This window comes from Micromonospora sp. NPDC048935 (genome assembly GCF_043197875.1).
Lineage (GTDB): Bacteria > Actinomycetota > Actinomycetes > Mycobacteriales > Micromonosporaceae > Micromonospora.
The window spans coordinates 136655-160012 of the sequence record NZ_JBICTZ010000003.1 but is presented as its reverse complement, the minus strand read 5'-3'; the positions used below and the strand labels follow the sequence as shown (position 1 = coordinate 160012).

Sequence of the window (23358 nt, the reverse complement as noted above, 5' to 3'; positions counted from 1 at the left end):
GCCATAGGGTGAGCAAATAATTCAATCGCTGAACAAATAGCGGACAACACCACCCCGGAGGTCGCTCATGGCACCCCGTCCCACCCCCGCCGACAAGTTCTCCTTCGGGCTCTGGACCGTGGGCTGGCAGGCCCGTGACCCGTTCGGTGACGCCACCCGTCCCGAGCTCGACGCGGTCGAGGCGGTGCACCGCCTCGCCGAGCTGGGCGCGTACGGCATCACCTTCCACGACGACGACCTGATCCCGTTCGGCGTCGACGCCGCCACCCGGGACCAGCACATCGCCCGGTTCCGCAAGGCCCTCGACGAGACCGGCCTCGTGGTGCCGATGGTCACCACCAACCTCTTCACCCACCCGATCTTCAAGGACGGCGGTTTCACCAGCAACGACCGCGACGTCCGCCGGTACGCGCTGCGCAAGGTTCTGCGTCAGGTCGACCTGGCCGCCGAGCTGGGTGCCAGCACGTTCGTGATGTGGGGCGGCCGCGAGGGCTCCGAGTACGACCTCGCCAAGGACGTCCGCGCCGCGCTGGACCGCTACCGCGAGGCCGTCAACCTGCTCACCCAGTACTCCATCGACAAGGGCTACAACCTGCGGTTCGCGCTGGAGCCCAAGCCCAACGAGCCGCGCGGCGACATCCTGCTGCCCACCATCGGGCACGCGCTCGGCTTCATCTCCCAGCTGGAGCACCCGGAGCTGGTCGGCCTCAACCCGGAGGTCGGCCACGAGCAGATGGCCGGGCTCAACTACGCCCACGGCATCGCCCAGGCGCTCTGGCAGGGCAAGCTGTTCCACCTGGACCTCAACGGCCAGCGCGGCATCAAGTACGACCAGGACCTGGTCTTCGGCCACGGTGACCTGATGAACGCGTTCGCCCTGGTGGACCTCCTGGAGAACGGCGGCCCGAACGGCGGCCCGGCCTACGACGGCCCCCGGCACTTCGACTACAAGCCCTCCCGGACCGAGGACATGGACGGTGTCTGGGCCTCGGCGGCGGCCAACATGAGCACCTACCTGCTGCTCAAGGAGCGGGCCGCGGCGTTCCGCGCCGACCCCGAGGTCGTCGAGGCGCTCGCCGCCAGCAAGGTCGGCGACCTGAACACGCCGACGCTCAACGACGGTGAGGGCTACGAGGAGTTCCTGGCCGACCGGTCCGCGTTCGAGGATGTCGACGTCGACGGGGTGGCCGCCCGGGGCTTCGCCTTCGTCCGGCTGAACCAGCTCGCCGTCGAGCACCTGCTCGGCGCCCGCTGAGGCCCCGCCATGCCGGTTGTCGCAGGCGTTGACTCGTCCACCCAGTCCTGCAAGGTGGTCATCCGGGACGCGGAGACCGGGGCTCTGCTGCGGCAGGGCCGCGCCCCGCACCCGGACGGCACCGAGGTCGACCCGGAAGCCTGGTGGCAGGCGCTGCGTAGCGCCGTCGACCAGGCCGGCGGGTTGGCCGACGTGGCGGCGATCTCCGTCGCCGGCCAGCAGCACGGCATGGTGTGCCTCGACGAGGACGGCCGGGTGGTCCGCCCGGCACTGTTGTGGAACGACACCCGATCCGCCGACGCCGCCGCCGACCTCGTCGAGGAGGCCGGCGGCGGCGCGGCCGGGCGTCGGTTCTGGGCCGAGGCCACCGGCAGTGTCCCGGTGGCCAGCTTCACCATCACCAAGCTGCGGTGGCTGGCCACCCACGAGCCGGAGGCGGCGGCCCGGGTGGCCGCGGTCTGCCTGCCGCACGACTGGCTGACCTGGCGGCTCGCCGGCGCACCGGGGTTGGGCGCGCTGCGCACCGACCGTGGTGACGCCAGCGGCACCGGCTACTGGTCGCCGGCGACCGGCGACTACCGACCCGACCTGTTGGAGCGGGGCTTCGGCCGGCAGTTGGTGCTGCCCGAGGTGCTCGGTCCGGCGGAGTCGGCCGGCAAGCTGGCCGACGAGTGGGGTGGTTCGGGCGGCGCGTTGCTCGGCGCGGGCACCGGCGACAACGCCGCCGCCGCGTTCGGCGTCGGGGCCGGCCCCGGTGACGTGGTCGTCTCGATCGGCACCTCCGGCACCGTGTTCAGCGTCGCCGACGTGCCGGCCGCCGACGAGAGCGGTGCCGTCGCCGGCTTCGCCGACGCGTCCGGTCGCTTCCTGCCGCTGGTCTGCACGCTCAACGCGGCCCGGGTGCTGGACGCCGCCGCCGCGATGCTCGGCGTCAGCCTGGACGAGCTGGCCGAGTTGGCGCTCTCCGCGCCGGCCGGCGCGGACGGGCTGGTCATGGTGCCGTACCTGGAGGGCGAGCGGACACCGAACCGCCCGCTCGCCACCGGCGCGGTGCACGGGCTGACCCTGCGCACGTCGACCCCCGCGCACCTGGCGCGGGCCGCCGTGGAGGGCATGCTCTGCGCGCTCGCCGACGGCCTCGACGCGTTGACCGCGCAGGGGGCCACCGTCCGCCGGGTCATCCTGGTCGGCGGCGGAGCCCGGTCGGCCGCGGTGCGCCAGATCGCGCCGCAGGTCTTCGGCTGCCCGGTCGTCGTGCCGCCGGCCGGGGAGTACGTCGCCGACGGCGCCGCCCGGCAGGCCGCCTGGGTCGCCCTGGGTGGTCCGACGCCGCCGGCCTGGGCGGTCGAGGGCACCGAGGAGTACGCGGCCGATCCCGTCCCCGCCGTCCGCGACCAGTACGCGGCGGCGCGCGGGTTGGTGCTCGACCGGCGCTGACCGGGTAGCCCGCCCAGCGGGCGGTGATCGTTTGGAGCGTCGGGATCGACGCGGGTGGGTGCCGGTGCACGTCGACAGGCACCCACCCGCGTGACGGCACCCTCTGCGGGGTCTGGTTGGCTGCCGGTCATGACGGTGACCAGTGGCGGGCCCGGCCAGCGCCCGCACGGCCGCGGCGGTGGCCCGGCGCACCGGCTGTACAGCGTCGTGGTGTTCGTGCTGCTCGCCTCCCTGGACAACGTGGCGATCGGGCTGGTCCCGCCCCTGTACGGCCCGATCTCCGATGCGTTCGACGTGTCCGGGCGGCTGCTCGGTCTCGTCACCGCGATCAGCTTCCTGGTCAGCGCGGTGGCCGCGGTCGGCTGGGCGTACGTCGGTGACCGGACCAACCGCAAGCCGCTGCTGATGGTGGGCACGCTGCTCTGGGCGGCGGGCACCGGAGGCAGCGCCCTCGCCGGCGGCTACCTGACGTTCCTGGTCGCGCAACTGGTCGCGGCGATCGGTCTCGGTGCGGTCGGTTCGGTGGGCTTCTCCGTGGTCACCGATCTGATCTCACCCACCCGGCGTGGGCTGGTGATGAGCTTCTGGGGCCTCTCCCAGGGGGTCGGCACCCTGGCGGGGACGCTCGTCGGTGGGCTGCTCGGGGCGACCGACTGGCGGCGCCCGTTCCTGATCCTGGCCGGCGTCGGCCTGGTCGCCACCCTGGCCTACCTGTTCACGTACGACGTCCGGCGCGGCCAGAGCGAGCCGGAACTGGCCGGCCGGCTGGATGCCGGTGCCGAGTACGACTATCGGATCAGCCGCGCCGACCTGCCACGCATCCTGGCCCGACGGACCAACCGGTGGCTGATCCTGCAGGGGCTGACCGCACAGGCCGCGTTCGGCTCGCTGGTGTGGCTGCCGGTGCTCTTCGCCGAACGGGCCGAGGCCCAGGGCTACTCGGCGTCGACAGCGGTGATGGTGGGCAGCGTCTTCGCCACCCTGTTCCAGCTCGGCGGGGTGCTGTCCATCGTGGGTGGCCTGATCGGTGACGCGGTGCAACGGCGTACCCCTCGGGGTCGGGCGTTGGTCGCCGCGGTCGGCATCCTCGCCGCGCTGCCGTTCTACCTGGTGTTGTTCTTCGTTCCGGTGACCATCGACGTGCCGGACGGCGCCAGCGGCGGCGCGGTGGTGGGCGCGGTGTTGGCCAGCGTGTTCACCGAGCCGTCGGTCGGGTTGAGCCTGCTCACCGCGATCGTGGCGCTGGCGCTGACGTCGGCCAACTCGCCGAACTGGTTCGCCCTGATCGCCGACGTGAACCCGCCGGAGCACCGCGGCACCGTCTACAGCCTGGGCAACCTGGTCAACGGGGTCGGTCGGGCGGCCGGCAACGGGTTGGTGGGGGTGGCGTTCCAGGGGTTACGGGCGGCATTCCCGCCGCCGCTGAACTTCGCGGTCGGGCTTGCCGCGTTCCAGCTCTTCTTCATCCCCACCGGCGTCATGTACTGGCTCGCCTCCCGCACCTCACCAACGGACATCGACAATGTCCACAACCTCCTGAACACCCGAGCCAAGCGCCTCTAACCCACCCCACCCCACCCACCCAGCCCCGCGATCTTGCACTTACTGTCCCGACACAAGGTGCATTTCCACGCGTTTCAGCGACAGAAAGTGCAAGATCGGCGTTGTGGTGGCGTGGGCTTGGGCGGTGCGCGGAGCATTCGCGCCGACCGGCCCGCCCCGCCGAGCGATGCTCACGGGCGGGCCGGTCGGCGCGAGATCAGCCGCGCAGCCAGACGGTGACGTCGGTCGGGACCGCGCCGTCGTCGTCCAGGGGTGCGCTGGTGGCGAGCACCTCGGCACCGGTCGGCACGGGCACCGGGGCGGCACCGAAGTTGGTAAGCACGGTCAGCTCACCGTTGCGGAAGCTCAGCGCCTCGTCGCCGGAGGACAACCACTCCAGGGTGCCGCGACCCAGCCCGTGCGCACGGCGCAACCGCAGCGCCGTGCGGTACAGCTCGTACGTCGAGCCGGGCACGTCGCGCTGGCGGTCCAGCGCGTACTCCGCCCACACCGGCGGTTGCGGCAGCCAGCTCGCGTCGGTCGGCCCGAAGCCGTACGACGGGGCGTCGGCCTCCCACGGGATCGGCACCCGGCAGCCGTCCCGGCCGCGCTGGGTGTGCCCGCTGCGCTCCCAGGTCGGGTCCTGCCGAGCCTCGTCGGCAAGTGTCGTGTGCTCGGGCAGCCCCAACTCCTCGCCCTGGTAGAGGTACGCCGAGCCGGGCAGGGCGAGCATCAGCAGGGTGGCCGCCCGGGCGCGGCGCAGGCCGAGCGCCGCGTCCGGCTGCGGGTCGCCGATCCCGATGCCGTTGGGGCGGCCACCGCCGACCGCCAGGCCGAGTCGGGAGGCGTGCCGCACCACGTCGTGGTTGGACAGCACCCAGGTGGTCGGCGCGCCGACCGAGTCGGTCGCCTCCAGCGAGCGGGTGATCACCGCGTACTGGGCCGGTGCGGTCCACGCCGCGAGCAGGTACTCGAAGTTGAACGCCTGGTGCATCTCGTCCGGGCGGACGTAGCGGGCCAACCGCTCGGCCGGCTCCACCCATGCCTCGGCGACAAGCACCCGCTCGCCGGGGTAGCTGTCGAGAACCTGCCGCCACTGCCGGTAGATCTCGTGCACGCCCTCCTGGTCCCACATCGGCGGGCGCGGCTTGTCGATCTCGTTGCCGGAGAGGATCTCCTGTGGCTCCTGCCAGTCGGCCAGGTCGGCCTGCTTGATCAGCCCGTGGGCCACGTCGACCCGGAAGCCGTCCACCCCGCGGTCCAACCAGAACCGCAGCACGTCCAGGAACTCCGCGTGCACCTCCGGGTTCTCCCAGTTGAGGTCCGGCTGCCCGGTGTCGAACAGGTGCAGGTACCACTGGCCGGGTTGGCCGTCGGAGTCCACCGTCCGGGTCCAGGCCGGACCGCCGAAGACGCTCTGCCAGTCGTTCGGCGGCTGGTCGCCGGTGGGCCCGAGGCCGTCCCGGAAGATGTACCGCGACCGTTCCGGACTGCCCGGCGGGGCGGTCAGCGCGGCCTGGAACCAGCGGTGCGCGGACGAGGTGTGGTTGGGGACCAGGTCGACGATCACCCGCAGGCCGCGGGAGCGGGCCTCGGCGATCAGCTTGTCCGCGTCGGCGAGGGTGCCGAACAGCGGGTCGATGTCACGGTAGTCGGCCACGTCGTAGCCGGCGTCGGCCTGCGGCGACGGGTAGAACGGGGACAGCCACACCGCGTCCACGCCCAGTTCGACCAGGTGGCCGAGGCGGGCGGTGATGCCGGGCAGGTCACCGATCCCGTCGCCGTCCGAGTCGGCGAACGAGCGGGGATAGATCTGGTAGATGGTCGCCTCGGTCCACCAGCCGGTGCTCGGGTGACCGGAGGGCTTCTGCTGCGTCGGATCGGTGTTCAGGGTCTTCTCCCGTGTCGCGCGGTGGATTGATTTCAGTGTGCCCGGGGTGGTGCTGTCGAGTCCCGCACGACCAACCGAGTGGGCAGGATCACCGGCGTGTCGTCGCCGGCGTCGCGTTGGTCCACGACGGGGCCCGGGGTGCGTGCCCCGAGCGGGTCGAGCAGCATCCGGGCGGCGAGCCGGCCCTGCTCGGCGGCGGGCTGGGCGATGGTGCTGAGCCCCAGCACGCCGGCCAGGTCGTGATTGTCGATGCCGATCACGCTGACGTCGTGTGGCACCCGCAATCCGGCGTCGCGTACCGCGGTCATCGCCCCCATCGCCATCTCGTCGCAGGCGGCGACGATCGCGGTCGGCGGGTCGCCGCGGACCAGCAACTCGGCGGCGGCCCGGATGCCGCCGTCGATGGTGAATGTGGACTCGACATCCAGGCTCGGGTCGGGCCGCAGGCCGGCGGCGAGCAGCTCCGCCTGGTAGCCGCGGCGTCGGTCCAGGTGGGTGGTGAAGGCCAACTCGTCGTCCGGGTCGCCGGAGATGTGCGCGATCCGGTGATGGCCGAGGTCGATCAGGTGCCGGGTGGCGGCCCGTGCGGCCGCGACGTCGTCGATCCGTACGCAGGGCCAGTTGGGCACCCTGCTGCCCGAGCTGATTGTCACCCCGGGCAGGTCCAGGGTGGCAAGCGCGGTCAGGTCGGCCGGCCGCAGTGGCGTGGCGACAAGCATGATGGCGTCCACCCGCTTGTGCAGGTTGGCGGTGCGCAGGACCCGCTGGCGGATCTGCTCCCGGCCGCCCAGGTTGTAGAGCAGCAGGTCGTAGCCGTACTGGTGCAGGTGCTCCTCGACCGCCTCGACGACGGTGCTGAAGAACCAGCGGGTGATCCGGGGGACCACCACCGCGACCGTGCCGGTCCGGCCTCCGGCGAGCCGGGACGCACTCGGCGAGACCGCGTAGTCGAGTTGCTCGGCGGCGGCGAGCACCCGGCGCCGGGTGGCGGCGGAGACCGTCGGGAGCCCGCGCAGGGCCCGCGAGACGGTGGCCGTGGACACACCGGCCAGCCGGGCGACATCATCGATCCTCGTCACGGTTCTCCCGCTCGGTGCCAGAACGCCCGCCGCCGCCCGGGGGGCCGGGCGGCGGCGGGCAAGCGGGTCAGCCCTTGACGCTCCCGGCGAGCAGACCTCGCACGAAGAAGCGTTGCAGGGACAGGAAGACAATGAGCGGTACGACGATGGAGACGAACGCTCCGGCGGTGAGTCGCTGCCACTCGTTGCCCCTGGTGCCGGCCATCTCGGCGAGCCGGACGGTGAGCGGGGCGGTCTCGTTGCCGCCACCGGCGAAGATCAGCGCGACCAACAGGTCGTTCCAGACCCAGAGGAACTGGAAGATGCCGAACGCCGCCAGCGCCGGGGTGATCAGCGGCAGCACGATGCTGCGGAAGATCTTCGGGTGGGTGGCCCCGTCGACCCGGGCCGCCTCCATCAGGTCTCCGGGCAGCTGCGAGATGAAGTTGTGCAGCAGGAAGACGGCGAACGGAAGCGCGAAGCAGGTGTGGGCGAACCACACCTGGGCGAACTTCTGCTCGTCGACCAGGTCCCAGGCGGGCATGAGCGTGACGCCGCCGAGGGTGACGCCGGTGGAGAAGAACTTCAGCAGCGGCACCAGGGCCATCTGCAACGGCACGATCTGCAACGCGAAGATCGCGATGTAGACCCAGTCCCGGCCGCGGAAGTTGATCCAGGCCAGCGCGTACGCGGCCAGGCACGCGAAGGCGAGCGGGAAGAGCACCGACGGGATGGTGATCGCCAGGGAGTTGATGAAGGAACCGGCGAGTTGCCCGGAGGACGCCGACCGCCCGAACAGGACCTGCTGGTAGTTCTCGAAGGTGAACTGCGGGTTGGTGAACGCGGTCCACCAGCCGGTGGTCTTGATCTCGTCCTCCGGTCGGAGGGAGGAGACGAGCAGGCCGAAGGTCGGGATGGTCCAGACCACCGCGATGACGATCGAGACGAGCGTCGCGGTGCGGCTGTTCAACCGCTTGCGGACCCGTCCAGCCGTGGTGGTCGGGGTGCCGCCGGTCTCCTGGGTGCCGGCGGCGACGGTGGGCGTTGCGGTGGTCATCTCAGCCCTCCCGCTGCTGACGGAGGTTGCGGATCTGGTAGATCACGACCGGGATGACCAGGATGAAGAGGAAGACGGCGAGCGCCGAGCCCTGCCCGTTCTGGCCGTACCGGAACGCCTGGTTGTACATCTCGCTGGCGATCACGCTGGTGTCGTAGTTGCCGTTGGTCGAGGTCCGGACGATGTCGAAGACCTTGAGCGTGGCGATCGTGAGCGTCACCGCCACGACGATCAGCGCCGGCCGGATGCTCGGCATGGTGATCTGCCAGAACATCTGCCACGGGCTCACGCCGTCCAGCCGGGCGGCCTCCACGATGTCGTCGGGGATGGCCTTGATCGCGGCGGAGAGCACCACCATGGCGAAACCGGCCTGGATCCAGACCATGATGACGATGAGCAGCACCGTGTTCAGTGGGGATTCGAGGAGCCACTGCTTCGGCTCACCGCCGACGCTGACCACGATCTGGTTGAGCAGACCGATCTGGTCGCCCTCACCCCGGTAGGCGTAGACGAACTTCCAGATGATGCTGGCGCCGACGAAGGAGATGGCCATCGGCAGGAAGATCAGTGACTTGGCCACCGCCTCGAACCGGGCCTTGTCCACGAGTACGGCGTAGATCAGGCCGAACCCGGTCGCGACCAACGGGACGAGGAGCACCCAGACCAGGGTGTTGATCAGGACCCGGACGATCGAGTCGTCGGAGAACATCCAGCCGTAGTTGCGCAGACCCACCCAGTTGGTGCTGCTTCCGTCCATCAGGGAGAGCAGCGTGGTGCGGATGGCCGGCACGACCAGGCCGATGACGAGCAGCAGCAGCGTCGGCAGCAGGAAGAAGAACGCGAAGAGCCCCTCCCGCTGCTTGCGTCGGCGGGGCAGCGGACCCCCGCCCACGGAGGCGGCGACGAGCTGAGCCTCCCGCCGACGGGCGAACCAGGCCGGCACCACGTCGAGCAACAGGAGCAGACCACCCACGACCACCACGAAGGCGACCAGCCCGTACATCAGCATGAGGAACTTCGGCTGCTGATCGGCGAAGTCGAACTTCATCAACCCTCCCTTCCGGGTCCACCTCGGTCGGTGGCCCGGCCCGCGAGCGCGGACCGGGCCACCGCCGGGATCACTTAGGCCAGCTGCTCTCGATGCCCTGGAGCACCGGGGCGGTCGGCTTGCCGTTCAGCCACTCGACCATGCCCTTCCAGAACGTCCCCGCGCCGACGGCTGCCGGCATCAGGTCGGATCCGTCGAAGCGGAAGGTGCCCGACTTGTCCTGGAGGAGCTGGACGGAGAGCTTGTCGATCGGGCTGGCCACGTTGGCGATGTCCAGCTTGTTGTTCGCCGTGACCCAGTTGCCGAGCTTCGCGCGGCTGTTCACGTACTCGGCCGAAGCCAGGTAGGTCTGCACCGCCTGGACCTCGGGGCGGTCGGCGTAGCCGACGACGAACTCGCCCGCGCCCAGCACCGGCTTGCCCTTGGCCGGGTCGATGGTCGGGAAGTAGAAGGCGAACGCGTCGCCGTCCTCGGCCACCTTGGTGCCCTCGGGGAACTGGTTGGCGTAGAACGACGCCTGGCGGTGCATCGCGCACTTGCCGGTGGTGACCGGCAGGCCCGCCTCCTGGAAGGCGGTGGTGGTGATGCTCTTGACACCGCCGAAGCCGCCGTTGACGTACTTGTCGTTCTTGAGGATGCTGCCGGCGCGGTCAACCGCGTCGACGACCTTCGGGTCGTTGAACGGGATGGCGTGGGTGGTCCACTGGTCGTAGGCCTCGGGCCCCGCCGTCCGCAGGAGGACGTCCTCGATCCAGTCGGTGGCCGGCCAACCGGTGGCGTCACCGGACTCGACGCCCGCGCACCACGGCTTCATGCCGCTGGCGGCGATCTTGTCGCTCAGGGCGATGAGCTGGTCCCAGGTGGTCGGGACCTCCCAGCCCTTCTCCTTGAACGTCTTCGGCGAGTACCAGACGAAGGACTTCACGTTGGCGCCGAGCGGCACGCCGTAGAGGGTGCCGTTGACGGTGCCGTACTTCAGCCAGTCGGCGGGCATGTTCTGCTCGGCGAGGGCCTTGGTTTCGGCGCTGAGGTTCTTCAGCTTGCCGGCGTCCGCGAAACGCTTCACGAGGCCCGGCTGGGGCACGAAGGCGATGTCGGGGGCGTTGCCGCCGTCGACCCGGACGGGGAGCTGCGCCTCGAACTCGCCGCTGCCCTCGTAGTCGATCTCGATGCCGGTGCACTCGGTGAACTGCGACCAGGAGCGCTCCAGCAGGTCGGCCTCGGCGTCACGGATGGACGCGTAGATCGAGACCTTCTTGCCGTCGTGGCCCTCGTACTTGTCGTACGCGGCGCACTCGGCGGAGCCCGCGTTGTTGCTCTTCTTGTCGTCGCCGGTACCGCAGGCGGTGGCGCTGAGCGCCAGCCCGAGTACGCCGGCGATCACGAAGGCCTGGCGTGGTCTGGTAAAGACCGCCATGCCGTCCTCCTTCCTAGCCGGCGCGGTGCTGGTCACCCGTCGCCGGTCCGATTGGGCGTGCACACATGTAAGCGCTTGCATCCGGCCCGGTCCACCCCCAGTCAGACACGAGCGAGTAACAATCCGGAAACCTGCGGGCTGCCTGGTGGGCGCGCTTCCGCGACCTGCTCAGGGCTCTTTCGAAGATTGACGATATCTGTCAGGCTGAGTGCATCGGATCGAAGGTTTTCGACATAGGAGGAGCTGCATGCGCAAGCGGTGGATGAGCCTGCTGGCGACGGGCCTGCTCGTCGGGGGAACGCTGGTGCCGGCGACCCCGGCGCTGGCCGCGCCGACCTTCAAGGTGCCTTTCCCGTGCGGCCAGTCCTGGTCCGGGCAGACCAGGTCGGACCACAGCCCGGCGTACGCCGTCGACTTCAACCGCACCGACGACAACGGTGACCCGGTGGTGGCCAGCGCCCCCGGCACCGTCGACCGGGTGACCGACCTCGGCGGCACCAGCTATGGCAAATACGTCCGAATCAACCACGGGGGCGGTTACAGCACCTATTACGCCCACCTCAGCGGCTTCAACGTCTCGGTCGGGCAGACCGTCGCCTACGGCAAGGTGCTCGGCTGGGTCGGCAGCACCGGTGGCTCGACCGGCCCGCACCTGCACTACGAGCAGCGCCTCAACGGCAGCGACATCCAGGTCCGCTTCAACGGCACCCTTGGCCTCTACTGGGGCAGCAAGACCTACACCAGCGACAACGGGTGCTCCTCGGGCAGCGGCAACGGCACGGTCGACACCAGCGGCACCCCGTTGACCGTCCGCTCCGGCCCCGGCACCGGGTACGCCTCGGTCGGCACCGTCGCCGACGGCACCCGCGTGACCATCGCCTGCCAGACCAGTGGCACAACGGTCACCGGCACGTACGGCACCAGCTCGATCTGGGACCGCATCGGCTCCGGTCGGTACATCGCCGACGCGTACGTGTACACCGGCTCCGACGGGTACATCCCGGGCGTGCCCCGCTGCTGACCCGGAAACGGCCACGGTCCCCGGCGGGAGTCGCCGGGGGCCGGTGGGGTCAGTTGTTGAGCTGCCAGATCGACAGGTTCAACGCGGCGGCGAAGGTGACCCAGGCCCAGTAGGGCAGCAGCAGCGCGGCCGCCACCCGGGACACCCGGGCGAAGAGCAGCACGGTGACCCCGATCGCCAGCCACATCACGACGATCTCGGCGAACGCCAGCCCGTACTGCCCCGCGCCGAAGAACAGCGGGGTCCAGATCGCGTTGAGCACCAACTGGGCGGTCCACGCCCAGAGCGCGGCCGAGAAGCCGACCCGCCGCCACACCAGCCAGCCGGCCACGGCGATCAGCGCGTAGAGCAGCGACCAGACCGGGCCGAACAGCCACGAGGGCGGCGCCCAGTCGGGCTGTCGCAGGCTCGCGTACTCGTCGGTGGTGCCCTGCACCCCGAGCCCGCCGATCGCGGCCGCGACGAAGACGGCCGCGGCGAAGCCGACGAGGGCCCACCACCGTCGCCGTCCGGAGGTCCTCGTGGCGTTCCGGGTTGTCTCCATGGTCGAGATAATGTCCACCCGGCACCAGCTCAAACCGCCGACGACGCACGTGGCCCACCGGCCCACCGGCCCCGTCAGGAGCCTGTAGAGCTGCCCCACTCGTGGACCGCGCCCCATAACGGGGCAGCTCTACAGGGACGCGACAAGACACCCGCGGTCGGACCGGGACCGGGAGCAGAGGGGCGAGGACCGTACCGTGCCGACAAAAAAGCGCCGGGATCGCCGCGGCCGGTGCTCCTGTCGGGAGGACGGAGCTCCGGTCGCGGCGACCCCGACGGGTCCCGGTTATGACGACGTGCGAACGCTAATTGAAGATGCTGACACCACCCGGGCCGACCAACAGCCCGACAACGATGAGGACGATGCCCCACAGGATCTGCCGGCGGAACAGCGCGAGGATGCCGGCGACCACGAGTACGACTGCGAGAATCCAAAGAATCAGCTCCATGACCTCTGAATACCCGACGGGCCGAGCGGGGAAACCTGGTCGGTATCAAGTTGATCGCCAACGTGGAAGACGCTGTACGCCTGCTTGATCACGGGGTGCGCGACGTTGCGGACGCGTACCCCGCCGGGGGTGGTGCCGCGCTCGCTGCCGGCGTGCGCGTGGCCGTGCAGCGCCAGCGCCGTGGGTGCCGAGTCGATCGCCTGCCCCAACTGGTACGACCCGAGGAACGGGTAGATCTCCAGCGGTTCGCCGACAAGCGTGTCCGGCACCGGCGCGTAGTGGGTGAGAGCGACGAGCATGTCGCAGTCCAGTGAGCGCAGCGCGGCACCGAGGCGGTCGGCGCTCTCGGTGGTGGTCCGCACGAAGGACTTCATCTCCGGCTCGCCGAAGTCACTCGCACAGCGCCCGGCGAACCCGCCGCCGAAGCCCTTGACGCCGGCGATGCCGAGCCGGCCGCCCGCACAGTCCAGCACCACGCCGTTGCCCTCCAGCACGGTGATGCCCGCGTCCTCCAGCACCTTGACCACCTGGGGCACCTGGTCACACTGGTGGTCGTGGTTGCCCAGCACGGTCACGACCGGCACGGCCAACCCGCCGAACTCCTCCGCCACGCAGCGCGCCTCGGCCTCGGTGCCGTGCCGGGTCAGGTCCCCGGCCAGCAGCAGCACGTCGGCGCACTCCGGCAGCTCTTCCAACGCCGGTCGGAACCGTCCGACCACGTCCTCGTCCAGATGCACGTCACCCACCGCGGCGATCCGGATCACCATGGAACCTCCCTCAGGGCAGTTGCTCGATCTCCGTGGGCGCCTGGGCGCGGATCACCCCGATGTCGCTGGTGATCGGTACGTCGGGAAAGCGCTCGGACACCAGGCGCAGGATCTCCGCACGCCGGTGCGGGCTCTCCACCTCGCCGTGGAGTACGAGGGCGCGTTCGCGTCGGACCACGGTGATCCCCTGCTCGGCGACGGCGGGGTCCTCGGCGAGCAGCCGCTGGATCTCCGCGTCGACGTACTCGTCCGGTGGCCCGGTGTCGATGTCGCGATGATGGGTCACGATGTCCCCTCTCCTGGCTGGGTGCCGACGGCCGGCACCACCTCCAGCCGGTCCAGCAGCACCAGGAACGCCTCGGCGTACGGCGAGTGCTGCGTCTCCTTGCGTACCCTCTCCCAGTCGATCTGCTCCCGCAGGGAGCGGGCCAGCGGCAGACCGCGGGCGAAGTCGCAGTAGTGCTGGGAGAAGCTCAGCAGCTTGTGCACCATCAGCTGGGTGGCGGACAGGACCGGCATGTGGATCGCGTCCACCGGCCGGATGACCGTGTCGGCGAAGGTCTCCTCGGTCACCGGTGTCTCGATCGGGCGGTGGATGAGGTCCACCATCCGGCCGTCGTCGAAGACCTTGACCAGCCAGTCCTCTGGGGGTCGCTGGGCGACGAAACCGGCGGCCACCAGGGCCTCCAGCGCTCGTTCCACGTCGGCCTCCCGGATCAGGAAGTCGACGTCGTGCTCACTGGAGTGGCCCCCGTGGGCGTAGACGGCGAAGCTGCCGCCCAGGGCGAACGGGATCTCGGACTGCTTGAGCACGGCGGCGACCTTCTTGAGGGTGTGCACCAGACTCTCGTCCCCGCGCTCAGCCATCTGTTTCTCCCGTCGTCATGTGGTGGACCGGCGGTTGGGTTTCAAAGGTCCGGTACCCGGCATTCCGGTCGCCCACACCTCCGTGCGTCACGGTGAGGTGCCAACAGGAACGAAACAGTACAAAACTCGCGGAGTAGGTGCATGGGTCGGATAACCTGTGGAGGGTGGCCAGATCATCGGGGATGCGACGCGGCAGGGCCCGGTTGCGCACCGTCGCCCTGATCGGCATCGACGGTTCCGGCAAGACCACTCAGGCACACCGACTGGCCGACGCGCTGACTGCCGCCGGCCGCCCCGCGAAATATCGCCGCAACGCCAGCGGCCGGCGCTGGTTGGGTCGGCTCGCCCACCGCCTCGGGCGGCCGGACGCGCAGCGGCTCGTCGGGCGCGACGGCGTGCTGGCGGTGGAGTCCGTGCTGCGCTGGCTCGCCATCGCCATGGCTCTGGTCAGCTGCCTGCTCACCGGCCGGACGGCGGTGATGGACCGCTACTCCGCCTGCCAGTACGCGAGCATCCGCGCGCATGGCGGGCACCGCTGGGAGCGACTGGCCCGCGCCGGCTACCGACTGTTCCCGACCCCGCAGGTGACCTTCCTGCTGGCCGTCGACCCCGCGGAGGCGTACCGGCGCATCGAGGAGCGCGGCACCGACCACGAGACGATGGGCTGGCTGACCGCCGCGGACACCGCCTACCGGGCGCTACCCGAATATCCGAGCTTCGTGCTTGTGGACGCGGGCCGCCCGGCCGAGGAGGTGACCGAGCAGATCCAGGCGCACCTGGGGACCTGGCTGCCGGCGTCCCCCGGGGCGCCGCGGGGTGATGACGGACCGCTGGTGGCTCAGGCCCGCCCGTAGACCGGCACGGTGGCGCCGCTGGTCGGCGCGGACTCCGCCGAGGCGAGGAACCGGATCACCGACGCGATCTCGGCCGGTGCCACCCAGCGGGAGTGGTCGGCGTCGGGCTGGGCGGCCCGGTTCGCCGGGGTGTCGATGACGCTGGGCAGCACGGTGTTGCAGCGCACGTTACGGGACCTGTACTCCACCGCGACCGCGTTGGCGAGGGCCAGCACCGCCGCCTTGGCGGTCACGTAGCCGGCCGCGCCGGGGAACGGGGCGAGCGCCGCGCGGGCCGCGACGCAGACCACCGCGCCGCCGCCGGCCTCCAGCAGGTGCGGCAACGCGGCCTGGGTGACCAGGTAGGTGGGCCGCAGGTTGACGGTGAGCATCCGCTCGAAGTCCTCGACCGGCGTCTCGTGCACCAGGCCGCCGCTGGCGTACCCGCCGACCAGGTTGACCACCGCGCGCAGCGGCGCCGCCGACTCACCGGCGGCGACCTCTACCGCCCGCGCGGCGCCCGCCGGCTCGGTCAGGTCCGCGACAAGCCGGACCAGCTGGTCCGCCGCCGGCTCCGACCCGGGCCGAGTGGTCCGCTCCGGTACGACCACCCGCCAACCCGCCTCGACGAACGCGGCCACCACCGCTCCGCCAAGCCCGCCGGAACCCCCGGTCACCAGAACGCTTTGCGCCACCATGCGCCCACGCTAACGCCCCACCCCCACCCCCTCCACCCCCCTTCGTCGATCATGAGGTCATTGCTGCGACCCGAGGTGAGTGGCGACAACTTCATGATCGCGGTCTGCCGTGGGCAGAGTGGGTCGTTCGAACGGGCCTCGGTGGCGCAGGATCGGTCGATGCGGATTCTCATTCTGGGTGGCACTCGATTCCTTGGCCGGGCGACGGCCCGGCTCGCCGTCGAGCAGGGTCACGACGTGACGGCCGCGGCCCGGGGCGTGTCCGGAGTCGCGCCGCCCGGGGTCCGGTTCGTGCCGGTGGACCGCGACGATCCCGGGGCCCTGGCGCAGCTCGCCGACGAGGGCTTCGACGCCGTGATCGACGTGACCCGCCAGATCAGTCACGCCCGGCACGCGCTCGACGTGCTCGCCGAGCGGGTCGACCACCTGTCGTTCGTGTCGACGATCTCGGTGTACGCGGACCACACCACCCCCGGCCAGACCGCAACGGACGCACCGGTGCTGCCGCCGGCACCACCGGAGGTGGACGGTCCGGTCGGTCCGGACCACCGCTGGTACGGCGAGTGCAAGGTGAGCATCGAGCGGCTGGTCCGGGAGCGGATGGGCGTGGACCGCTCGTTCATCTGCCGGGCGGGGCTGATCGTCGGCGCGGAGGACCCGAGCGATCGTTTCCCGTACTGGGTGCGGCGGCTGTCGGCGGGTGGGGAGGTGCTCGCACCCGGCCGCCCGACCGACCGGGTGCAGTTCGTGGACGTGGCCGATCTGGCGGGCTGGCTGCTGCACGCCGCCGGCACCGGCCTCGCCGGCACGTACGACGGCACCGGACCGGCGATGTCCCGGGCCGACCTGCTGCACGGGGTGGCCGCCGGGTTGGGTGTCGCCGATCCGACCCTCACCTGGGTCGACCAGGATTTCCTTCTGACCCACGACGTCCGCGAGTGGTCGGGGGAGCGGGCCCTGCCACTCTGGGTGCGGCTGCCGGAGTCCGGTGGTCTGATGGACCGGGATGCCACACCGGCTCTGGGCGCCGGGCTGGCGATCCGTCCACTGTCGGACACTGTTCGGGCGACCGCGGAATGGATGGCAGCGGACCCGGCCGCCGTACCGCAGGGCGGACTCGACCCGGCGGGTGAGGCGGCGGTATTGCGGGAGTGGCAGGCTGTGCGGGACCGGTAGTCGGGCGGTCGGCTGTTTTCCCGTCCCGGCCAGTCATGGTTGACGCTCACGCTTGGTGAAAGTAAGTTTCACCCGTGGCGAAGAGTCCGAAGATTTCTGCGAGTCAGGAGCCCGGTGGGCTGATCGTCCACATCAGCGGGCTGTTGCCGTCGCTGTCTCCCGCCGAGCAGCGGGTTGCCCGGCTGGTCGTGTCCGACCCGGCCGCCGCCTCCCGGCGGACCATCACCGACCTCGCCACCGCGGCGGAGACATCGGAGGCGACAGTCATCCGGTTCTGCCGCTCGGTCGGCATGGACGGCTATCCGCAACTCCGCATCCGGCTCGCCGCCGAGGCCGCCCGCCGGATCGAACCACCCGACGCCCGGGTGGTCGGCGGCGACATCCCGCCCGGCGCCGACCTCGCCCAGATCATCGCCACCATCGCGTTCAACGACGCCCGCGCGGTCGAGGAGACTGCCGAACAGCTCGACCCCGCCGTCTGTGAGCAGGTGGTCGAAGCGATCAACAGCGCCGGCCGGATCGACATCTACGGCGCCGGCGCCAGCGGGTTCGTCGCATCGGACTTCCAGCAGAAGCTGCACCGCATCGGCCGGATCGCCTTCTACTTCCCGGACGTGCACACGGCGCTGACCTCGGCCGCCCTCCTCGGCCGGGGCGACGTGGCGATCGGCATCTCGCACAGCGGCACGACCTCCGACGTGATCGAGGTGCTGGAGCAGGCCCGCACTCGGGGTGCCGGCACCGTGGCGTTAACCAACTTCCCCCGCTCGCCGATCACCGAGGTGGCCGACTTCGTGCTGACCACGGCGGCTCGGGAGACCACCTACCGCTCCGGCGCGACAGCCAGCCGGCTGGCCCAGCTCACCGTGGTCGACTGCCTCTTCGTCGGGGTGGCCGCCCGCAACCGGGCGCGGGCCCGCAAGGCCCTGGAGGCGACCGCCGAGGCGGTCCAGTCGCACCGGGTGGGTGTCAACCGGAGGCGGGCATGACGGCCGGTGCGGACCTGCCCGCACCGCCCGTTCGCCCGACGGTCCGGGTGGGCGCACCCACCGAACGGCGCAACCCGCTCAGCGTCGACCTCGACCTGATGTCGACGCGGGACGTCCTCACCGTGATCAACGAAGCCGACCGGCGGGTGCCGGCGGCGGTCGCCGCGGTGCTCGACGAGATCGCCACCACCGTCGACCTGGCCGTCGAGGCCCTGCGCGGCGGCCACCGGGTGCACTACTTCGGGGCCGGCACCTCCGGTCGGCTCGGTGTGCTCGACGCGGCCGAGCTGGCCCCCACCTTCAACTCGCCCCGACACTGGTTCTGCGCCCACCTTGCCGGGGGCCCGGACGCCATGTGGCGGGCCGTGGAGGACGCCGAGGACGACGACCGGGGCGGCGCGGTCGAGGCGGCCAGTTGTGTACGCGGCGGTGACCTGGTGGTCGGTCTGGCGGCCAGCGGACGCACCCCGTACGTCCTCGGGGCGCTCGCCGCGGCCCGCGCCAAGGGCGCTTCGACGGTGCTGCTGTGCGCCAATCCGGAGGCCGAGGCCGCCCGGTCGGTGGACGTGTTCATCGGGGTGGACACCGGACCCGAGGTGGTCGCCGGGTCGACCCGGATGAAGGCGGGCACGGCGCAGAAGTTGGTGCTCAACACGTTCTCGACAGCCGTCATGGTGCGCCTTGGGCGGGTCTACTCGAACCTCATGATCGATATGGTGGCCACCAACGCGAAACTCCGCGGCCGAATGATCTCGATTCTGGTCGAGGCCACCGGTTGTGCGGAGGAGGTCTCCCGGCAGGCGCTCGTGGAGGCCGACGGGGACCTGAAGACGGCGCTGGTTTCCCTGGTCTCCGGTGCCGAGGTGGACGCCGCCCGGGCCGCGCTGGCCCGCTCCGCCGACCAGGTACGCGGGGCGCTCGCCCTGCTCGCGTCCTAGCCGCACGCGCCCCCGGGAAGCGAACGAAGCCTCGGATTGTTCATCTGGCCGGGGGGGTAATAACACCCTCGACGATGAACCGAGCGGTCCTCCGGTGCGTATCTGGCAGTGACCAGGATCGCAGCGCGGTGGTGACCCGGGTCGCTGTGCCCCCACGGCGGGCGGTGTTGCCATGGTGCGTAACCCGTGCGTGGTGCCCAGCGGCGAGCCATCCGACGGGATGCTGACAGCAAACATGGACCGCGCTCTCAGCTATTACTCAGGCATTCGTGACACTTTCGACTCACGACATGGAATCCCCGACACGTCTCATCTGTTGTGTAGGTGTCAGCACCGGTGGGCACAGCAGAAGTTACCAGGGGTTGACGGACGTGGGGAATGGCAAGGAACCGGGCAACCGGCGCGAGCGAGGGGACCGTGGGCAACGTGGACAAGAACATCGGCATGCGAACCGACGAGGTTGCCGAGGAGCGCGACCTGGTCGGCGTCTACCTGCACGAGATCTCCCGGACGCCACTGCTGGACGCCGCCAAGGAGGTCGATCTCTCCAAGGCTATCGAGGCCGGCCTCTACGCCGAGCACCTGCTCGGTGAGGAAGCCGTCCCCGCCGGTGTGGACCGGGCCGACCTGGAGTGGCTGGTCGTCGAGGGAGAGCGCGCGAAGGACCTCTTCATCCGCGCCAACCTCCGACTCGTCGTGTCGATCGCCCGCCGTTACGTGCGTTCGGGCATGCCCATGCTGGATCTGATCCAGGAGGGCAACACCGGCCTGGTCCGGGCGGTCGAGAAGTTCGACTACGAGCGTGGTTACAAGTTCTCCACCTATGCCACCTGGTGGATCCGCCAGGCGATCAGCCGGGCGATCGCCCAGCAGGAGCGCACCGTCCGCCTGCCGGTGCACCTCGTGGAGGACGTCAACCGGATGCGCAACGTGGCCCGGCAGCTGACCCGTGAGCTGGGCGCCGACCCGGAGCCGGAGCAGATCGCGGCCTCCCTCGGCGTCACCGTCGAGCGGGTCAACGAGCTGCGCCGCTGGTCGCAGGACACCGTCTCGCTGGACACCCCGGTGGGCGACGACGGCGACACCAACCTCGGCGACCTGGTCGCCGACAGTGACGCGCCGTCGCCGGAGGACATCGTCCTCAGCGGTCTGGAGCGGCAGCGCATCGAGGGTCTGCTCAACCACCTCGACGACCGGTCCGCCGGCATCATGCGGGCCCGCTACGGGCTGGAGGACGGCCGGGAGCACTCGCTCACCGAGGTCGCCTCCCGGTTCTCGCTGTCCCGCGAGCGGATCCGGCAGTTGGAGATCCAGGCCCTCGGCCGGCTGCGCGAGCTGGCCCGGGCGGAGGGGCTACAGGCCGCCTGACCTGGTAGTAATGACGGCGAACGGCCGGCGTCCGATAGGGGGACGCCGGCCGTTCGCCGTTGCCGGTCGGGTGACTAGCGAACCCGGCCGTAGCCCTGGATCGGCATGATGTTCATACCTCGCCTGAGCACGTTACGGCCGGCGCTTGGCGCGTCGATCACCTGGCCGTCGCCCACGTAGAGGGCGACGTGCCCGAGCCCGCTGTAGAAGACCAGGTCACCAGGGCGGAGATCACCCCGACCGATGTGCGCGACGACACCCCACTGCGACCGGGTGTTGTGCGGCAGGGACTTCCCGGCCGCCCGCCAGGCTGCCGAGGTCAGCCCGGAGCAGTCGTAGCCGTTCGGCCCGTCGGCTGCCCAGACGTACGGCTTGCCCACGGCACCGAACGCGTAGCGCACAGCGGTGCCGGCAGCACCGGCCACCGCGGGTACGTTCTTGGCCTCGGCGGCCGCGGCCTTGGGCTCGGGACGCTCGGTCGCCGCCCCGTACGCCTGCCGACGGAGCTCGTACAGCTTGGCCAGATCCTGTTCGATCTGCTTCCTGCCCGCCGCGAGCTGACGGGCCCGCGCGGCCTGCCGCTTCAGTGTCGCGTCCAGGGCGGCCTTCTCGTCCAGCAGGCGCCGCTGGTCGGCGGTGAAGCCGGAGATGCGCTCCTGCCGCTGGCGGGTCAGCTGGTCGAGCGTGCTCAGCCGGTCCAGCAGCGCGGCGGAACCGCCGGGACGCAGCAGGGCGTCCGCGGTCCGCAGGCCGCCGCTCTTGTACGCGGTGGTGGCCAACTCGGTCACGTCGGCCCGGCTCTGCTCGGCCTGTTGTTCCAGCGGGCCGATGCGGGCCTGTAATCGGGCCGCCGACGCCTCGTTGGTCTTGATCTCCTCACGCAACTTGTTGTACGACTCCACGACCCGTTCCAACTCGGCCGAGGACGTCTCGATCCGGCGGGTCAGATCGGCGGGGGACGGCTCGGCGTGAGCCACCGCCGTCGGAGCGATAAGCGCGGCCGACATGCCGGCCAGCGCCACGGTACGCAGCAGGTTTCTCAGGGATGACAAGAGCGGAAGGCCCCTCTCCCACGGTCGCTGGGGCTGCTGACGCCCTCGGCGACACCGGCCGGGGCCATCCGGGCGGACGGCACTGGGCCAGACCGGCTTACACAACCTAACCCGGGACGGATGTCGCTCGCAGTTGAAGCCGGGGCGAATGTGGGAGGAGTGGCGGCTCGGGCCGGTGCGGTGGGTGGCGCTGCCGGCGGCTGCTGAGGCGTGCGCAAAGCCCCTTTCGCGACCGGTGACGGATATACGACTTTCGTCGTTCCGGGCGTATACCGCCGGATCCCCGACCGCCATAACCGACAAAAGACGAAATGGATGCGGTTTCCTGGCGATCTCCCTCGCCGGGGTGCACGCTGGGAAGCCGGTAAATGCCCAGGTCGGCTGGCCACGCACCAACACAATGAGGGCTGAAGCCGGGAATCCCGTCGGCGGATATCGGTATCTGCCACCGCCGGGCCACTCGGCCAACCGTCCCCCGCGGGAGGAACCGTGAATCGTGAAGGCGCAAACGTGCGACCGCCGCGAACGGTACCGGGCGCCCGGTCGACCCTGTTGTACGCGCGACCCGGCATCATCGTGACCGTCGACCGGTTCACCGTCGGCCGAACCAGTTACCGGGTCGCCGACCTCACCCATCTGCGTACCACCCGGGGCCCGCACGACCGGATCGCCGTCCGGGCCGTCGCCATCACCGCCGGCATGCTCGGCGGCGTCGGGCTGCTGCTCGGCTTCACCGGTGGGCTGCAACACCTGACCGCCGGGGCGTACCTCATCCTCGGCGCGGTTTTCCTGCTGCCCGGGGCGCTCGCCCTGGTCGGCGATCGGTGGCGACCGCCGCCACACGAGCTGTGGGGGTGGTACGGGGGAGCGGAGACGCTGCTCTTCAGTGCCGACGACGAGCGTCAGTTCGGTCAGGTCACCCGGGCGTTGCTGCGGGCCCGGGAGATGAACCGGTACGGCGGCTGGGTCGACCCGCTCGCCTCGACCGAACCGTGGCGGCCCAGCCGCTGAGGCGACGACGGTGGGCCCGCGCCGAGCGGGGCGTCGGCCCACCCGTCGCTCAGCGGGCGACCGGCTCCGGAGCCCGCTGCTCCTGCGGCGCGGCCACCCAGGCGCTGACCCGGCGCTCGGCGTAGAACGAGACGAACGGAACGGTGCCGGCCAGCATCACCAGCAGCATCCGCTTCAGCGGCCAGTCCGCCCGACGGCTCAGGTCGAACGCGGCCACCAGGTAGATCATGTAGAGGAAGCCGTGCGCCGGCCCCACCGTCTCCACCACCACCGCGTTGTCGAACACGTACTTCAGCGGCATGCCGATCACGACCAGCAGGATCAGCACGACACCCACGATCCAGGCGATCGCGCGGTACCGGGTAAGGGCAGCGCCCACCTTGGTTCCGTCCTTCCGAGCCCGGCTCAGCCGGGATAGTCACCGGGTCGGGCGCCCGGATTGGCGCTCAACCATGACAGGTAGTGGTTGTAGGCGGCCAGGTCGCTGTCCTCGACGGCGTCGCCACCGGACGACACCCGGGACACCCGCACCGGTCGGCGTACCGCCGGTCGGGATCCTGCGGCGACCGCCGGCTCGGGCTCGGCGGCCGGTTCGGCCGGCGGCGCGTCGCCGTCGGCCGCCCGGCGGCGGGCCAGCTTCACCTCACGCCACCAGACATAGACCACGAAGCCGGCGAAGATCGGCCACTCGACCGCGTACCCCCAGCTCAGGCTGTTGCCGGCGGTGGCCCGGCTGATCTGCCACCAGCCCAGCCCGAGGAAGCCCACGACCAGCACGACCATGGCCACGTGGCGTGCGATCCACGCCGGGGTCCAGAGCCGCCTCATGGCATCGAGGGTACCGGGGACGCCGCCGGTCTCCGACACCGTGTCGTAGTTGTCGCACGGCCGGGATGGTTTGGCGTCACCACGCATGGGCAATCGTCTAGACGCCAGCCCAA

The 23358-nt window shown here is 70.8% G+C and carries 24 protein-coding genes; 10 read left to right on the top strand and 14 right to left on the bottom strand.

Going from position 1 to position 23358, the window contains the following annotated elements; genetic code table 11:
• Positions 1-67 precede the first annotated feature (67 nt).
• The 3 genes from xylA (at position 68) to ACGFIW_RS11390 (ending at position 4255) form a co-directional block, all read left to right on the top strand.
• Positions 68-1255: a xylose isomerase gene (xylA, locus tag ACGFIW_RS11400; protein WP_393313146.1), complete on the top strand. Its 1188-nt coding sequence runs from the start codon at positions 68-70 to the stop codon at positions 1253-1255.
• A 9-nt stretch (positions 1256-1264) separates the two neighbouring features.
• Entirely contained in the window at positions 1265-2692 is a 1428-nt protein-coding gene (xylB, locus tag ACGFIW_RS11395; RefSeq protein ID WP_393313143.1) for a xylulokinase, read from the top strand.
• Between the two features lie 129 nt (positions 2693-2821).
• On the top strand, positions 2822-4255 hold the full coding sequence (locus tag ACGFIW_RS11390) for an MFS transporter (protein WP_393313140.1): 1434 nt from the start codon (positions 2822-2824) through the stop codon (positions 4253-4255).
• Positions 4256-4451: 196 nt separating this feature from the next.
• On the opposite strand, the gene ACGFIW_RS11385 is transcribed toward ACGFIW_RS11390, so the two are convergent.
• The 5 genes from ACGFIW_RS11385 to ACGFIW_RS11365 form a co-directional block, all read right to left on the bottom strand.
• Positions 4452-6125 carry a glycoside hydrolase family 13 protein gene (locus tag ACGFIW_RS11385; RefSeq protein ID WP_393314015.1) on the bottom strand — a complete coding sequence of 558 codons (1674 nt, stop codon included), beginning with the start codon at positions 6123-6125 and terminating at the stop codon, positions 4452-4454.
• A 32-nt stretch (positions 6126-6157) separates the two neighbouring features.
• A complete protein-coding gene (locus ACGFIW_RS11380; protein WP_393313137.1) occupies positions 6158-7204 on the bottom strand; it encodes a LacI family DNA-binding transcriptional regulator in 1047 nt (348 codons plus the stop codon).
• Between the two features lie 67 nt (positions 7205-7271).
• Positions 7272-8240 (bottom strand): carbohydrate ABC transporter permease, encoded by a 969-nt coding sequence (locus ACGFIW_RS11375; protein WP_393313134.1) that lies wholly within the window; start codon positions 8238-8240, stop codon positions 7272-7274.
• A gap of 1 nt (position 8241) precedes the next feature.
• The gene (locus ACGFIW_RS11370; RefSeq protein ID WP_393313131.1) at positions 8242-9288 is read right to left on the bottom strand and encodes a carbohydrate ABC transporter permease; all 1047 of its coding nucleotides are present in this window, start codon (positions 9286-9288) and stop codon (positions 8242-8244) included.
• A gap of 70 nt (positions 9289-9358) precedes the next feature.
• A complete protein-coding gene (locus ACGFIW_RS11365) occupies positions 9359-10705 on the bottom strand; it encodes an ABC transporter substrate-binding protein (RefSeq protein ID WP_393313128.1) in 1347 nt (448 codons plus the stop codon).
• Between the two features lie 247 nt (positions 10706-10952).
• Between ACGFIW_RS11365 and ACGFIW_RS11360 the strand changes: the two genes are divergently transcribed.
• Complete coding sequence (locus tag ACGFIW_RS11360; protein WP_393313125.1) at positions 10953-11726, top strand: peptidoglycan DD-metalloendopeptidase family protein; 774 nt, start codon at positions 10953-10955, stop codon at positions 11724-11726.
• 49 nt (positions 11727-11775) lie between these two features.
• Here the strand turns inward: ACGFIW_RS11360 and ACGFIW_RS11355 are convergent, their stop codons facing one another.
• The 5 genes from ACGFIW_RS11355 to ACGFIW_RS11335 form a co-directional block, all read right to left on the bottom strand.
• Entirely contained in the window at positions 11776-12270 is a 495-nt protein-coding gene (locus tag ACGFIW_RS11355; protein WP_393313122.1) for a TspO/MBR family protein, read from the bottom strand.
• A 304-nt stretch (positions 12271-12574) separates the two neighbouring features.
• Positions 12575-12718, bottom strand: coding sequence for a GPGG-motif small membrane protein (locus ACGFIW_RS11350; protein ID WP_007464364.1), 144 nt, complete (start codon positions 12716-12718; stop codon positions 12575-12577).
• Entirely contained in the window at positions 12709-13485 is a 777-nt protein-coding gene (locus ACGFIW_RS11345; protein ID WP_393313119.1) for a metallophosphoesterase, read from the bottom strand. Before ACGFIW_RS11345 ends, ACGFIW_RS11350 begins: the two co-directional genes overlap by 10 nt.
• A 10-nt stretch (positions 13486-13495) precedes the next feature.
• Complete coding sequence (locus ACGFIW_RS11340) at positions 13496-13771, bottom strand: hypothetical protein (protein ID WP_393313116.1); 276 nt, start codon at positions 13769-13771, stop codon at positions 13496-13498.
• Entirely contained in the window at positions 13768-14352 is a 585-nt protein-coding gene (locus ACGFIW_RS11335) for a nucleotidyltransferase (protein ID WP_393313113.1), read from the bottom strand. The genes ACGFIW_RS11340 and ACGFIW_RS11335 overlap by 4 nt, the downstream gene beginning before the upstream one ends.
• A gap of 182 nt (positions 14353-14534) precedes the next feature.
• On the opposite strand from ACGFIW_RS11335, the gene ACGFIW_RS11330 reads away from it, so the two are divergent.
• Positions 14535-15206 (top strand): thymidylate kinase, encoded by a 672-nt coding sequence (locus ACGFIW_RS11330; RefSeq protein ID WP_393314013.1) that lies wholly within the window; start codon positions 14535-14537, stop codon positions 15204-15206.
• Here ACGFIW_RS11330 and ACGFIW_RS11325 read toward each other — a convergent pair.
• A complete protein-coding gene (locus ACGFIW_RS11325) occupies positions 15191-15883 on the bottom strand; it encodes an SDR family NAD(P)-dependent oxidoreductase (RefSeq protein WP_393313110.1) in 693 nt (230 codons plus the stop codon). The two genes, ACGFIW_RS11330 and ACGFIW_RS11325, sit on opposite strands and share 16 nt — an antisense overlap.
• 159 nt (positions 15884-16042) lie before the next feature.
• Here ACGFIW_RS11325 and ACGFIW_RS11320 point away from each other — a divergent pair, with 159 nt between their 5' ends.
• The 4 genes from ACGFIW_RS11320 to ACGFIW_RS11305 all read left to right on the top strand — a co-directional run bounded on the left by ACGFIW_RS11320 (position 16043) and on the right by ACGFIW_RS11305 (position 20354).
• A complete protein-coding gene (locus tag ACGFIW_RS11320) occupies positions 16043-17059 on the top strand; it encodes an NAD-dependent epimerase/dehydratase family protein (protein WP_393313107.1) in 1017 nt (338 codons plus the stop codon).
• A gap of 74 nt (positions 17060-17133) precedes the next feature.
• Positions 17134-18048, top strand: coding sequence for a MurR/RpiR family transcriptional regulator (locus ACGFIW_RS11315; protein WP_393313105.1), 915 nt, complete (start codon positions 17134-17136; stop codon positions 18046-18048).
• The gene (gene murQ / locus ACGFIW_RS11310) at positions 18045-18986 is read left to right on the top strand and encodes an N-acetylmuramic acid 6-phosphate etherase (protein ID WP_393313102.1); all 942 of its coding nucleotides are present in this window, start codon (positions 18045-18047) and stop codon (positions 18984-18986) included. Before ACGFIW_RS11315 ends, murQ begins: the two co-directional genes overlap by 4 nt.
• Positions 18987-19364: 378 nt before the next feature.
• The gene (locus ACGFIW_RS11305) at positions 19365-20354 is read left to right on the top strand and encodes a sigma-70 family RNA polymerase sigma factor (protein WP_357554940.1); all 990 of its coding nucleotides are present in this window, start codon (positions 19365-19367) and stop codon (positions 20352-20354) included.
• A gap of 74 nt (positions 20355-20428) precedes the next feature.
• Here ACGFIW_RS11305 and ACGFIW_RS11300 read toward each other — a convergent pair whose 3' ends face one another.
• Positions 20429-21406, bottom strand: a complete 978-nt coding sequence (locus tag ACGFIW_RS11300; protein WP_393313097.1) for an NlpC/P60 family protein — start codon at positions 21404-21406, stop codon at positions 20429-20431.
• Between the two features lie 510 nt (positions 21407-21916).
• On the opposite strand from ACGFIW_RS11300, the gene ACGFIW_RS11295 reads away from it, so the two are divergent.
• Positions 21917-22417 (top strand): DUF6232 family protein, encoded by a 501-nt coding sequence (locus ACGFIW_RS11295; RefSeq protein WP_393313094.1) that lies wholly within the window; start codon positions 21917-21919, stop codon positions 22415-22417.
• Positions 22418-22466: 49 nt separating this feature from the next.
• On the opposite strand, the gene ACGFIW_RS11290 is transcribed toward ACGFIW_RS11295, so the two are convergent.
• Both ACGFIW_RS11290 and ACGFIW_RS11285 read right to left on the bottom strand, forming a co-directional pair.
• Positions 22467-22796 carry a DUF3817 domain-containing protein gene (locus ACGFIW_RS11290; protein WP_357067037.1) on the bottom strand — a complete coding sequence of 110 codons (330 nt, stop codon included), beginning with the start codon at positions 22794-22796 and terminating at the stop codon, positions 22467-22469.
• Between the two features lie 26 nt (positions 22797-22822).
• Positions 22823-23245 carry a hypothetical protein gene (locus ACGFIW_RS11285; protein WP_393313090.1) on the bottom strand — a complete coding sequence of 141 codons (423 nt, stop codon included), beginning with the start codon at positions 23243-23245 and terminating at the stop codon, positions 22823-22825.
• Between the last annotated feature and the right edge of the window lie 113 nt (positions 23246-23358).

Excerpts from the sequence above, each read along its gene's own strand:
- xylA (WP_393313146.1), top strand. The coding sequence starts at position 68 with ATGGCACCCCGTCCCACCCCCGCCGACAAGTTCTCCTTCGGGCTCTGG.
- xylB (WP_393313143.1), top strand. The coding sequence starts at position 1,265 with ATGCCGGTTGTCGCAGGCGTTGACTCGTCCACCCAGTCCTGCAAGGTG.
- ACGFIW_RS11390 (WP_393313140.1), top strand. The coding sequence starts at position 2,822 with ATGACGGTGACCAGTGGCGGGCCCGGCCAGCGCCCGCACGGCCGCGGC.
- ACGFIW_RS11375 (WP_393313134.1), bottom strand. The coding sequence starts at position 8,240 with ATGACCACCGCAACGCCCACCGTCGCCGCCGGCACCCAGGAGACCGGC.
- ACGFIW_RS11370 (WP_393313131.1), bottom strand. The coding sequence starts at position 9,288 with ATGAAGTTCGACTTCGCCGATCAGCAGCCGAAGTTCCTCATGCTGATG.
- ACGFIW_RS11365 (WP_393313128.1), bottom strand. The coding sequence starts at position 10,705 with ATGGCGGTCTTTACCAGACCACGCCAGGCCTTCGTGATCGCCGGCGTA.
- ACGFIW_RS11360 (WP_393313125.1), top strand. The coding sequence starts at position 10,953 with ATGCGCAAGCGGTGGATGAGCCTGCTGGCGACGGGCCTGCTCGTCGGG.
- ACGFIW_RS11355 (WP_393313122.1), bottom strand. The coding sequence starts at position 12,270 with ATGGAGACAACCCGGAACGCCACGAGGACCTCCGGACGGCGACGGTGG.
- ACGFIW_RS11350 (WP_007464364.1), bottom strand. The coding sequence starts at position 12,718 with ATGGAGCTGATTCTTTGGATTCTCGCAGTCGTACTCGTGGTCGCCGGC.
- ACGFIW_RS11345 (WP_393313119.1), bottom strand. The coding sequence starts at position 13,485 with ATGGTGATCCGGATCGCCGCGGTGGGTGACGTGCATCTGGACGAGGAC.
- ACGFIW_RS11335 (WP_393313113.1), bottom strand. The coding sequence starts at position 14,352 with ATGGCTGAGCGCGGGGACGAGAGTCTGGTGCACACCCTCAAGAAGGTC.
- ACGFIW_RS11330 (WP_393314013.1), top strand. The coding sequence starts at position 14,535 with ATGCGACGCGGCAGGGCCCGGTTGCGCACCGTCGCCCTGATCGGCATC.
- ACGFIW_RS11325 (WP_393313110.1), bottom strand. The coding sequence starts at position 15,883 with ATGGTGGCGCAAAGCGTTCTGGTGACCGGGGGTTCCGGCGGGCTTGGC.
- ACGFIW_RS11320 (WP_393313107.1), top strand. The coding sequence starts at position 16,043 with ATGCGGATTCTCATTCTGGGTGGCACTCGATTCCTTGGCCGGGCGACG.
- murQ (WP_393313102.1), top strand. The coding sequence starts at position 18,045 with ATGACGGCCGGTGCGGACCTGCCCGCACCGCCCGTTCGCCCGACGGTC.
- ACGFIW_RS11305 (WP_357554940.1), top strand. The coding sequence starts at position 19,365 with ATGGCAAGGAACCGGGCAACCGGCGCGAGCGAGGGGACCGTGGGCAAC.
- ACGFIW_RS11285 (WP_393313090.1), bottom strand. The coding sequence starts at position 23,245 with ATGAGGCGGCTCTGGACCCCGGCGTGGATCGCACGCCACGTGGCCATG.